The sequence below is a fragment of the Rahnella sp. GSA61A genome (assembly GCF_019969905.1).
GTDB classification, from domain to species: Bacteria; Pseudomonadota; Gammaproteobacteria; order Enterobacterales; family Enterobacteriaceae; genus Rahnella; species Rahnella aceris.
Map to the genome: position 1 here is coordinate 463,868 of NZ_JAHXYO010000001.1, position 12,134 is coordinate 476,001.

Annotated in this window: 14 protein-coding genes; 8 read left to right on the top strand and 6 right to left on the bottom strand. The window is 48.7% G+C overall.

Features of this window, described 5'->3' with window-relative positions; all coding sequences use genetic code 11:
* Positions 1-81: 81 nt before the first annotated feature.
* The 8 genes from arcA to ridA all read left to right on the top strand — a co-directional run bounded on the left by arcA (position 82) and on the right by ridA (position 7,411).
* Positions 82-1,302 (top strand): arginine deiminase, encoded by a 1,221-nt coding sequence (gene arcA / locus LC431_RS02005; protein WP_013577165.1) that lies wholly within the window; start codon positions 82-84, stop codon positions 1,300-1,302.
* Positions 1,303-1,324: 22 nt separating this feature from the next.
* Entirely contained in the window at positions 1,325-2,236 is a 912-nt protein-coding gene (gene arcC / locus LC431_RS02010; protein WP_013577166.1) for a carbamate kinase, read from the top strand.
* Positions 2,237-2,269: 33 nt separating this feature from the next.
* Positions 2,270-3,277, top strand: coding sequence for an ornithine carbamoyltransferase (gene argF / locus LC431_RS02015; RefSeq protein ID WP_013577167.1), 1,008 nt, complete (start codon positions 2,270-2,272; stop codon positions 3,275-3,277).
* 52 nt (positions 3,278-3,329) lie between these two features.
* Positions 3,330-4,733 carry a YfcC family protein gene (locus LC431_RS02020; protein WP_223509203.1) on the top strand — a complete coding sequence of 468 codons (1,404 nt, stop codon included), beginning with the start codon at positions 3,330-3,332 and terminating at the stop codon, positions 4,731-4,733.
* Between the two features lie 61 nt (positions 4,734-4,794).
* Positions 4,795-5,301: an arginine repressor gene (locus LC431_RS02025; protein ID WP_223509205.1), complete on the top strand. Its 507-nt coding sequence runs from the start codon at positions 4,795-4,797 to the stop codon at positions 5,299-5,301.
* A 248-nt stretch (positions 5,302-5,549) separates the two neighbouring features.
* On the top strand, positions 5,550-6,485 hold the full coding sequence (gene pyrB, locus LC431_RS02030; RefSeq protein WP_013577171.1) for an aspartate carbamoyltransferase: 936 nt from the start codon (positions 5,550-5,552) through the stop codon (positions 6,483-6,485).
* 19 nt (positions 6,486-6,504) lie between these two features.
* Entirely contained in the window at positions 6,505-6,969 is a 465-nt protein-coding gene (pyrI, locus tag LC431_RS02035; protein ID WP_013577172.1) for an aspartate carbamoyltransferase regulatory subunit, read from the top strand.
* A 55-nt stretch (positions 6,970-7,024) separates the two neighbouring features.
* Positions 7,025-7,411 (top strand): 2-iminobutanoate/2-iminopropanoate deaminase, encoded by a 387-nt coding sequence (gene ridA, locus LC431_RS02040; protein WP_126125223.1) that lies wholly within the window; start codon positions 7,025-7,027, stop codon positions 7,409-7,411.
* An 81-nt stretch (positions 7,412-7,492) separates the two neighbouring features.
* Here ridA and LC431_RS02045 read toward each other — a convergent pair whose 3' ends face one another.
* From LC431_RS02045 to LC431_RS02070, 6 genes are all read right to left on the bottom strand, one after another.
* Entirely contained in the window at positions 7,493-8,023 is a 531-nt protein-coding gene (locus LC431_RS02045) for a hypothetical protein (RefSeq protein ID WP_217244643.1), read from the bottom strand.
* 268 nt (positions 8,024-8,291) lie between these two features.
* Positions 8,292-8,861, bottom strand: coding sequence for a hypothetical protein (locus tag LC431_RS02050; protein ID WP_223509206.1), 570 nt, complete (start codon positions 8,859-8,861; stop codon positions 8,292-8,294).
* The gene (locus tag LC431_RS02055; protein ID WP_095925267.1) at positions 8,858-9,046 is read right to left on the bottom strand and encodes a hypothetical protein; all 189 of its coding nucleotides are present in this window, start codon (positions 9,044-9,046) and stop codon (positions 8,858-8,860) included. Before LC431_RS02055 ends, LC431_RS02050 begins: the two co-directional genes overlap by 4 nt.
* Before the next feature lie 130 nt (positions 9,047-9,176).
* On the bottom strand, positions 9,177-9,527 hold the full coding sequence (locus LC431_RS02060) for a hypothetical protein (protein WP_013577178.1): 351 nt from the start codon (positions 9,525-9,527) through the stop codon (positions 9,177-9,179).
* A gap of 175 nt (positions 9,528-9,702) precedes the next feature.
* Positions 9,703-11,736: a M23 family metallopeptidase gene (locus tag LC431_RS02065; protein ID WP_223509208.1), complete on the bottom strand. Its 2,034-nt coding sequence runs from the start codon at positions 11,734-11,736 to the stop codon at positions 9,703-9,705.
* Between the two features lie 72 nt (positions 11,737-11,808).
* Positions 11,809-12,134 (bottom strand): DUF2345 domain-containing protein (locus LC431_RS02070; protein WP_223509210.1); only part of this gene is annotated, 326 nt, incomplete at its 5' end.

The window sequence follows — 12,134 nt, forward strand, 5'->3', positions numbered from 1 at the left end:
GGTTGAATATATTATTTATTCTCCGCGTAATTCATTTGCCCAAAACATTATTTGGTCTTCTTTTTATAAAAAGGGATAAATATGAAACGGCATTATGTAGGATCCGAAATAGGCCAACTTCGCAGCGTGATGCTTCACCGGCCAAATTTAAGTTTACAGCGACTCACCCCGTCGAATTGTCAGGAATTATTATTCGATGACGTACTTTCCGTTGAGCGCGCCGGAAAAGAGCATGACGTCTTCAGTCAGACCTTGCGCCAGCAAGGTGTGGAAGTCTTATTGCTCACTGACCTGCTGACGGAAACCCTCGATAACCGCGAGGCCAAAGACTGGCTGCTCAGCCGGCAAATCTCGGATTACCGGCTTGGGCCACAATTTGCCGAAGAGATTCGTGGCTGGCTGGCCGATCTTCCTCACCGGCAAACGGCCCGGTTTATGAGCGGCGGATTAACATACAGTGAAATTCCCGATACATTCCATAATATGGTCACAGATACGCATCAGTTAAATGACTTCGTGATTAAGCCTTTACCCAATCATTTATTTACCCGTGATACCTCCTGCTGGATATATAACGGCGTATCAGTTAATCCGATGGCAAAGGAAGCACGTAAACGGGAAACCAATAATTTACGGGCCATATATCGCTGGCACCCGCACTTTACCGATAACGAATTTATTACTTACTTTGGCGACGACGAATTTAATTACGACCACGCCACGCTGGAAGGTGGCGATGTTTTAGTCATTGGCCGTGGCGCAGTATTAATTGGTTTATCAGAACGCACGACACCGCAGGGTGTGGAGTTCCTCGCGCGTTCACTGTTCAAACATCAGCAAGCCACCAAAGTGATTGTGCTGCAATTACCGAAACACCGTTCCTGTATGCACCTTGATACCGTCATGACACATATCGATCTGGACACTTTCTCGGTGTATCCGGAAGTGGTGCGCGACACCACGTTGTGCTGGACGCTGACCGACAATGGTCACGGTGGCCTGCGTCGCACCGAAGAACCACAGTTCGTGCGGGCAATCGGTAAAGCGCTGGGCATTGACGACATCAGACTCATCACCACCGGTGGCGACAGTTTTGAAGCCGAACGCGAACAGTGGAATGACGCCAATAACGTCCTGACCGTGCGTCCCGGCGTGGTCATCGGCTACGAACGTAACACCCGGACTAACGAAAAATACGACAAAGCCGGAATCACCGTTCTCCCCATTCCGGGTGATGAACTGGGAAGAGGTCGCGGCGGCGCACGTTGCATGAGCTGCCCGCTTGAACGCGACGACATCTGATCACCTATACCGGGAAAATTTCATGAACAAACCTGTTCTGGTTGTCGCCCTCGGCGGCAACGCATTGTTGCGCCGTGGCGAACCGCTCGAAGCCGAACTGCAGCGCAAAAACATCCGTCTGGCGGCCGAAACGCTGGCTGCGCTATGCCAGAAATGGCGCGTCGTGCTGGTGCACGGCAACGGCCCGCAGGTCGGATTGCTGGCGCTGCAAAACAGCGCTTATCCGGCAGTCGCGCCCTACCCGCTCGATATTCTGGTGGCACAAACACAGGGGATGATCGGCTATCTGTTGCAACAGGCGTTGAAAAATTGTCTGCCTGAGAGTCGCGTCTGCACCCTGCTGACGCAGGTGGAAGTCAGCCTACTCGATCCGGCATTTGATAAGCCGACGAAATACATCGGTCCGGTTTATACGCAGGCGCAGTCGGAAAATCTGGCCGCCGAAAAAGGCTGGGCGATGAAAGCCGACGGGCAGCATTTCCGCCGCGTGGTCGCCTCTCCTCAACCGCAGCGCATCCTCGAGATTGATGCCATCCGTGACTTGCTGGAAAAGCACTATCTGGTCATCTGTAACGGCGGCGGCGGTGTGCCGGTTCATCAGACCGCCGACGGGCTGGCAGGCGCAGAGGCCGTCATCGACAAAGACCTTTCGGCGGCGCTGCTGGCGCGTCAGTTACAGGCCGACGCGCTGCTGATCCTGACCGATGCCGATGCGGTGTACCTCGGCTGGGGCACGCCGGAGCAGCGTCCGCTGCATCAAATCACTACACGGGATCTCGCCGGTATGACCTTCGACGCCGGATCCATGGGGCCGAAAGTCAGTGCCGCCTGCCAGTTTGTCGACGCCTGCCACGGGCTGGCGGGGATCGGCGCACTGGAAGAGGGTGAAGCCATTCTGGCCGGTCTGAAAGGCACCTGTATCCGCGCGGAATAACCCGCCCTCACTTGATTATTTCAGGATGATGTTATGACTACCACATTGAAAAACCGTCATTTTCTTAAACTTCTTGATTTCACACCGGAAGAAATTCAGCAACTGATCACCCTGGCGCTGACGCTTAAAGACGATAAGCAAACGGGTCAGGAACGCCCTTGTCTGCGCGGAAAAAATATCGCGCTGATTTTTGAGAAAACCTCTACCCGCACCCGCTGTGCGTTTGAAGTCGCCGCGTTTGATCAGGGCGCACACGTGACTTATCTCGGCCCTGGCGGCAGCCAGATCGGACACAAGGAATCCATGAAAGACACCGCCCGCGTGCTGGGGCGAATGTATGACGGCATCGAATACCGGGGTTTTGCACAAAAGACGGTGGAAGAACTGGCGGAATTCTCCGGCGTACCGGTGTGGAACGGGCTGACCGACGAGTTTCATCCGACCCAAATCCTTGCCGACCTGATGACCATGCTTGAACACTCGCCGGGTAAAAAACTCAGTCAGATCAGCTTCGCTTATCTGGGCGATGCCCGAAATAATATGGGTAATTCCCTGATGGTCGGGGCCGCAAAAATGGGAATGGATATCCGTCTGATCGCGCCAAAATCCTTCTGGCCGGAAGAGACACTGGTCGCGACCTGCTGCGATATCGCCCGCACTACCGGCGCAAGGATCCTGCTGACAGAGCACGTTGATGAAGGCGTACAGGGCGTCGATTTTCTTTACACCGATGTCTGGGTGTCAATGGGCGAAGCCAAAACCGCCTGGGCAGAACGTATCAGTCTGATGACCCCGTATCAGGTTAATGCGGCGGTGCTTAACGCTACCGGCAATCCTGACGTCAAATTCATGCACTGCCTGCCCGCCTTCCATAACGAAGAAACCACCCTCGGCAAAGAACTGGAAATCGCTTACGGCATGAAAGGGCTGGAAGTGACGGATGACGTTTTTGAGTCTCCGCATTCCATCGTTTTTGATGAAGCCGAAAACCGTATGCACACCATAAAAGCGGTCATGGTCGCCACCCTTGGCGATGACTAAGCCCCTTGCGTGAAGGCGTTTTGCCTTCACGCTTTTTTTAAGGATTACGTTTATGCGTACATTCAAATTCCCTTCTGCCTACACCATTTTGTTTGTGCTTATCGCGCTGGTTGCGGGCCTGAGCTGGATTATCCCCGCCGGTCAGTACGACATGGCGATGAATGTCGGGCTGGGTAAAGAAGTTCCCGTCTCAGGCACCTATCACGCCGTTACCGGCAATCCGCAGGGGCTGGTGGATATTTTCCTCGCGCCCATTGATGGCCTGTACAACCACACCACCGGCCAGGCTGGCGCAATTGATGTCGCTTTATTTATTCTGATCATCGGCGGTTTTCTGGGCATCGTCACCAAAACCGGGGCAATCGACGCCGGAATTGAGCGGGTGACTGTCCGGCTTAAGGGCAAAGAAGAATGGATGATCCCGATCCTGATGGCACTGTTCGCCGCCGGTGGCACCATTTACGGCATGGCCGAAGAGTCATTGCCATTTTACACCCTTCTGGTACCGGTGATGATGGCGGCCCGTTTCGACCCGCTGGTCGCGGCGGCTACCGTACTGCTGGGCGCCGGGATTGGCACGCTCGGCTCGACGATCAATCCTTTCGCAACAGTGATTGCCGCCAATGCTGCCGGGATCCCCTTCACCCACGGGATCGGCCTGCGCGTGGCGATTCTGATCATCGGCTGGCTGATCTGCGTGATCTGGGTGATGCGCTATGCCCGTAAAGTGCGCCGCGATCCCTCGCTTTCAGTTGTGGCTGATCAGTGGGACAGCAACCGCGCCCACTTTCTCGGTAACCGCAGCGATGAACTGCTGCCCTTTACCGGTGTACGTAAAATCATTCTGCTGATCTTCGCGCTGGCTTTTGTGGTGATGATTTATGGCGTATCGGTAAAAGGCTGGTGGATGGGGGAAATCTCCGGCGTTTTCCTGGCTGCGGCGATCCTGGTGGGGCTGATTGCCCGCATGAGTGAGGAAGAACTGACCTCGACATTCATTGATGGTGCACGCGGCCTGCTCGGCGTGGCACTGATCATCGGCATTGCCCGTGGCATCGTGGTGATCATGGACAACGGCATGATCACCCACACCATTTTGCACAGCGCAGAAGGCATCGTTTCCGGATTATCCAGCGTGATTTTCATTAACGTCATGTTCCTGCTCGAAGTGGTGCTGTCGTTTCTGGTGCCCTCTTCATCCGGTCTGGCGGTGATGACCATGCCGATTATGGCGCCTCTCGCCGATTTCGCCCACGTCGGGCGTGAACTGGTGGTGACCGCTTATCAGTCGGCATCGGGGCTGGTGAATCTGGTCACGCCGACCTCCGCCGTCGTCATGGGCGGTCTGGCCATCGCGCGGGTGCCCTATGTCCGCTGGCTGAAATGGGTCGCACCTTTGATGGGAATTTTACTGGTATTGCTGATGTTCGCGCTAAGTCTCGGTTCTTTGGTTTAACTCTTTGTAGAAAATGATTTTTTTGCCATGTTGACGTCCTTTATTTACCGGGAACATAACCATGAAAAGAACGTTGTCTACACTTGAAAAAGAACACCAGCAACTGATCCTCTGCCATCAGCTTATTGCCAGCCGGAGTTTTTCATCACAGGAAGAACTGCGTATGGAATTCCAGCGGGCGGGGTACCGCAACATCGGCCAGTCCACCATTTCTCAATTGCTGAAAATACTGGGCGTCGTGAAGGTACAGAATGCCAAAGGCAAAAAGATTTACGCCCTGAATGAGCAATCTCAGCTTATCCCTGATGCCCTGAGGCCAGTGAGTGAAATGGTCACCGATGTGGATCACAACCCTCAATTTGTCGTGGTACATGTCATGCCGGGCTATGGTCGCGCCGTGGGGCGGATTATCGATCAACACCGGTTGCCGGAGGTGCTCGGCGTGATCGCATCGAGTACTTCCGTGCTGGTTGCGCCACGGGAAATGACAGAGCTGGACAGAGTTTGCAGGATAATCAGGCGAATACTGGCGATAAAGGAAAACCACGGCAGCAACCGTTTGCCTTAGGCCATTTTTCCGCTTGATGTCGTCAATGACCCGCGTATAATGCGCCACAATTTGTCGGGAGAACCCATGAACAATCGCCAGGTTTTGTGCTCAGATGATCGACCAAACACCGTGCCATCAGGCAGCCCGCTGCCATTGTTCTTCCGTGGTATTACCGTTTTACTGAAAGCCCCTCATTGAGGGGCTTTTTTTTGTCCGGAATTTGAGCGCCACACTTTTTACGCGTAAAGAACAGGAGAATGACGACTATGGCCAATCCGCTGTATCAGAAAGACATCATTTCTATCAACGATCTCAGCCGCGAAGAGCTGGAACTGGTACTGGATACCGCTGCCAGCCTGAAAGCCAACCCGCAGCCTGAATTGCTGAAACACAAAGTGATCGCCAGTTGTTTCTTCGAAGCCTCAACCCGCACCCGTCTGTCATTTGAAACGTCGATGCATCGTCTGGGCGCCTCGGTGGTGGGTTTCTCCGACAGCAGCAACACCTCGCTCGGCAAAAAAGGCGAAACACTGGCCGATACCATTTCGGTCATCAGCACCTACGTTGATGCGATTGTGATGCGCCATCCGCAGGAAGGCGCGGCGCGTCTGGCGACCGAATTCTCCGGCGGTATTCCGGTGCTCAACGCAGGCGACGGAGCGAACCAGCATCCGACGCAAACCCTGCTGGATTTGTTCACCATTCAGGAAACTCAGGGCCGTCTCGACAACATCAAAATCGCCATGGTCGGCGACCTGAAATATGGCCGCACGGTACATTCCCTGGCACAGGCACTGGCGAAATTTAACGGCAACCGCTTCTACTTTATCGCGCCGGACGCGCTGGCGATGCCGGGGTATATCCTGACGTTGCTGGAAGAGAAAGGCATCGAATACAGCCTGCACAGCAGCATTGATGAAGTGGTGTCTGAAATCGACATTCTGTACATGACCCGCGTGCAAAAAGAGCGTCTGGATCCATCGGAATACGCCAACGTGAAAGCACAGTTTGTCCTGCGGGCTGCCGATCTGACCCATGCTCAGCCGCACCTGAAAGTGCTTCACCCGCTGCCGCGTATCGATGAAATCACGCCGGATGTGGATAAAACGCCATATGCCTGGTATTTCCAGCAGGCCGGTAACGGAATTTTTGCGCGTCAGGCTTTGCTGGCGCTGGTTCTGAACGCAGACACTGCACAGTAAACTTGAGGAGAAAACGATTATGACGCACGACAACAAACTTCAGGTTGAAGCGATCAAATGCGGTACGGTCATCGACCATATTCCGGCACAGGTCGGATTTAAATTACTGTCGCTGTTCAAGTTTACCCAGACGGAACAACGTGTGACGGTCGGCCTGAACCTGCCTTCCGGCGAGCTGGGCCGCAAAGACATCATCAAAATTGAAAACACCTTTCTGACCGACGAACAGGTCAATCAGCTGGCGGTGTATGCCCCGCGCGCGACGGTGAACCGCATCGACAATTACGACGTGGTGAAAAAGCTGATGCCGACGCTGCCGGACCGGATTGTCGGCGTACTGCGCTGCCCGAACGGCAACTGCATCAGCCGTTTTGAACCGGTGGACTCCAGCTTTGCGGTGAAACAACGCGCAGACGGCGTGCACCTGAAATGCAAATACTGCGAGAAAGAGTTTGAGCATCAGGTGGTGCTCAATAACGACTGAGCCTTTATACTGGGGAACAATTTCTTGTTCCCCTTAACGCAAATCAGGAGACATTATGTCCCGCGAAATCAGCACTGAAAACGCCCCTGCCGCTATCGGTCCTTATGTTCAGGGCGTGGATCTGGGCAGTATGATCATCACTTCCGGCCAGATCCCAGTGGATCCTAAAACCGGCTCTGTGGCTGACGACATTTCTGCACAAACGCGCCAGTCACTGGAAAACGTACAGGCGATCGTTGAAGCCGCTGGCCTGAAAGTGTCAGATATTGTGAAAACCACCGTTTTCGTGAAAGATCTGAATGACTTCGCCACCGTTAACGCCACGTATGAAACCTTCTTCACCGAGCACAACGCGCCATTCCCGGCCCGTTCTTGCGTTGAAGTCGCCCGTCTGCCAAAAGACGTAAAAATCGAAATCGAAGCCATCGCCGTCCGCCGTTAATTCGCGTCAGTGATGCACCAGACCAGCCTGCGGGCTGGTTTTTTTGCCGAAATCAATACCTGACAATGACTCTAATTAACATCATTGCGGATGTGAGCAGCTTTTTTTTGCCAAGTTCACATAAAAGCCATAGCTATAATCAATTTTTCTTTTTGTTGGAGGATAACTTGACAACCTTCCCTTTTCAGCCTCACCAGGAATTAATGTATAATCGAACTTATAATAAACCCCATTGATTTTAATAATGCTTTCATACATGTCAGTTAAAATACCATCTTCATTAAATATGCTGTAATTATAAAGAAAACTGTTAACCCAATGCGGCGCGCTTATTATTTTTAATGCATCTCCATTTGTATCAAACTCTAACAATCTAATTTTATAAATTTTTCCCAAGTTATTTTCAATCCACTCCCTATCGATTATACTCATTTCAGCCTTATCCTTTTTATATAGCGTATCTATTTCACAATTTATATAATAGTCCTTACTATATGAATCAACCACTTTATAGCCTAGTGGGCCAGAAGATATAATATATCTTGGCCACATATAATATAAACCTAGCAATAAAGAAACCAACCCCAGTGCTATTTTAATATTTACTTTCATTTTGGAAGGTAATCCTTATATTCCTTTGAAAGATTATAGGGCGTGGTGCCTACTCCAACATCATTCAATGCCCCATCAATGTTATATGAAGCCCGCATATTTTTATATTCATCTCACACTCTGAGGAAAGCATCTCAAACCAAGGGGTTTTAATTACCTTACTAGGTAAATATTACGACCCTGACCCCATGTATTCTCGTAATTACCGATGATAATAAACCCACCACAGGAATACTAAAATAACTCGCCTTTTCATACCCGGCCCTCCTTAGAGATAGGAATAGAACAATAACGTTGAAATTAACATCATTGCGGATGTGAACAACTTTTTTTTTGCTAAATCAACATCAAAGTCATAACTATAATTTTTTCTTTCCGTTGAAGGTCTGAAACTTGCGAAATAGCCTTTCTGTATATCTCCTTTTCTGGGAGTATATTGAAAATGATAATACAATCCACTTATGAAAAATATACTTTCATAGGTATCACCATCAACATCACCACTCACATCAAAAAATGTGTATTTATACTTAAATGAGTCAATCCATAAGCCGCTTGTAATTGCTTTATAATAGCCTGTACTTTGGTCAAACTCCTTCAACTCATCTTCATATATAACATTTGTATTATTTCTTAACCAATCTTTCGTTCTTTCATCCATTTCTGGGGCTTTTTTTTTGTATAATGCTGGTCTTTCACAGTCTATGTAATATTCCCTTGCATATGAGTCAGCTATTTTATAGCCATAGTCATCTGAATGTATAATATATTTAGGGAAAAACAAATAACCTAAAATACAAAAAGAAACAAAAATAAAGATAGCTATCTTACTTTTCATTTTGGCATGAATTCCATGTAGTCTGGCCCGAAATGAATTATTACAGGCGTTGTCCCCGCAACAACATCATGTAAAGCACCCTGGACATTATATGCGGCCTTACAGTAGTTCACACTCTCATCGCGTTCTCGGCTCAACTCATTAAATAATTCGTCTTTTTTTATCTTACTTTCCTGACGTTCCATCCTTGTTCCCCATGCATTCTTATGATTACCGCAAATAATAAATCCCCTACGGGAATACCAAAATAAACTGCCATTTTCATACCCAGCCCTCCTCCGAGAGGAGAATCGAGCGATAACGTTGAAATTAACATCATTGCGGATGTGAGCAGCTTTTTTTTGCCAACCCCACATTAAACTCATAGCTATAATTAGTTTTCATTATTGAAGGAGTTAGGCTTGAAAGAACGCCAGAGTTCACACTTCCATTTCTAAACGAATATTGAAATTTATAATAACGGCCTGACATGAAAGTTATGTTTTCAAAAGTATCGACTAAATCCCCATCATAATCGAATAAGCTGTGCTTGTACAAAAAACCATCAACCCAATGATTGGATGTTACCACTTTTAAATAATTCCCGTCCTTGTCAAACCTCATTAACTCATCTTTATATAAATCAAGAACATGGTTTTCTATCCATTCTTTTTCAGATGGAAGCATAATGATAGGTTTTTTTTGTATAGAGTCGCAGTCTCACAATCAATAAAATATTCCTTAGAGTAAGAATCCACCACTCTGTATCCTAACTTACCTGACTCTATTATATAATTCGGAAAAATTAAATATACGAAAAAAATAATAAATAATAAAATTATAAATAATATTTTATTGGCTTTCATACTGGAAGAAACTCCATGTATTCATCTGTCAAATTATATGGGGTAGTTCCTGCCCCAACATCATTTAGTGCGCCATCAATGTTATATGAGGCCCCGCATAATTTTATATTAACCTCACGCTCTAAGGAAAGCTTCTCAAACCAAGGATCTTTAATCACCTTACTAGCTAAACGTTGCGACCTTGCCCCCCATGTATCTGCATAACTACTCCGAATAACATATGCAAAAACTGGAATATCAAAATAATTAGCCATTTTTTGCGCTAAACTTTCATTTATCTTGGGCGTGAATTCATAATCACTATGTCCATCAAGTCTTCCCATAGCAGTACGGCAAGCATAGGAATTAATTCTTCCCAACCGACTAAATATATTTTCATTTATCATTGTGTAGTTCTGTAAGTTCACACTCAACTTTTCTGAAACAGCATATTTATATCCAAATGCAAACTCACTTTGCAAACCGTGACAAAAAATAGATAACTGTTTGACGGGAATGCAATGCCTGTCACTGCCTTCATTTAGATATTTAAATAAATTAGTATTGCATTCAATTTTCTTATATTTAAAGCCAAACTTCATCGCTGATGATTCAAGCATAGCATAATGTTTATCTTCATAACCCTCTTCAAATATCAATACAGTGTATACTCCACGATTGCCTTCCTGCATATACTTCCTCATATACCTCACCGCCTGACCGATAAAAGACAGTTTATTTGCTGGGTCATTGTGTATTTGCGTCCCAACCACTGCAATATACTCAACCTGTGAGGCCTTATTGATATGCGTAATAAAAGCAGCAGGGTTGAAATGCCAGACCCTTCCTGATAATGCTGTCCGGGCTTCAGCAGGTAATTTGCCAAAAAAGCTGAGGGCATTGGCATGATTAAGAAATTTATCCCAGGAAGGAGGATTAAAAGCAGGTTGCACGAATTTATTATCCTGCTTTAACCAACTGAACCGTGAGTCAACGGTGGTTTCATCCCATTCAAACGGGAACCGGCAAATCGCGTAAAAATATTTTTCTTTTAAGCTTTTCTCATCGTTTATTTGCTGCTGCCATTGCTGAATAACCGGTGAACCACACTGGCTGTCTGCATTACTGTCATCATCAACAAGTGACCACCCCGTCCAGTGAGGAAAATCGGCATCAGAGTATTGATTAATACCCGGTGCAGTCATTTTCACCCACCCCGAACCGCCGGGATAATTAGCACAAATCCATTCAGCTTCATTCCAGGTCACTGTTTCGCCGTAATCCCTTGCCGGTGCGGCAGGCAAACGAACACCCGCCTCACTGAGCTTCGTGTAAATGCTGCTACCTGCCGGATTTTCCTGACGGGTAAAGACCTTCTTATCCGTAAAGGTAACGAAAAGCTCAGTGTCGCTGATATACAGCGGGGGTCTTGTCGCTTTCTTTTCGTCAGGAGAGGCCATAAAAGGCGTGCCGGAGGGCAAATAATAATGCTTATCACCATAGGTGATATCGCTGCGCCCAGGTTTGTTGATATCAAGATTGCCTGTGCTTCTCCCCGCAAGCTTTTGCAGGTTCGTATCATCACAGCAAATCTGAAAATGGAATCCGTTCTTGCCGTCTACGCGTCCGGATGTGCCCAATATCGTGCCTTTTTTAATGAGGGTTCCCACGCCTTCCAGTACATTCCTTCTCACCTGTTTCAGGTGCTGACACAACGAATAGAAAACGATGTTCACTTCGGGGTCACCCAGCGTCAGAGTGTGACGCAACAGCACCACCCCGTCGTCTGTCTCCCCCAGATAGCACAACGGATCCTCACTAATTCTGTCGGAAGGATAGCGACAAAAAACAATTTCTCCTTCCGCAATCGCCCTGACCGGATTGGCAGTCCCCCCCGCATCGGTATGAGGAATATGCACACCACCGTGCCAGGCCCCGAGATTATTTACGGGGAAGTCCCTGTATTTATCGACGTGAATACATCGCCTGACCCAGTCATCGTCAGTTTCTGTTTTTCGCTGTGAAAGTAAAATCGGGGGCGCTAATAACATATTTTCATCCTTGTTCAGCTTTCCGCTTGCTGGAATGTTTATTGCGATACTCGTGGGTTATATACCCTGTGCTCAGGAAATTCCGGCGCGGGTTATATCGTTTGCAGGCTCATTCTCTGCTTCCTGTTCCGTTAATCCGCTTATCACCGGTGGAACCGACGGAAAGTCATGCGGCATCGTTTCCGCCACCGTCAGCACCGTGTGCGGCGTTTTCCTGAAATACTCACCGGCCGTGCCGTACTCAATTTTGCCGTCCTGCAGGATGAGGTAGCTGCCGCCGCCTATCAGCGTGATGCGCTTTTTCGCGCTGAACAGGATGTCGCCGTCCACCGCCGTGAGGCTCACTTTTTTGCCCGCCGCAAGCGCCAGCCGGTTGTTCTGCGCCTGAACGTCGACCC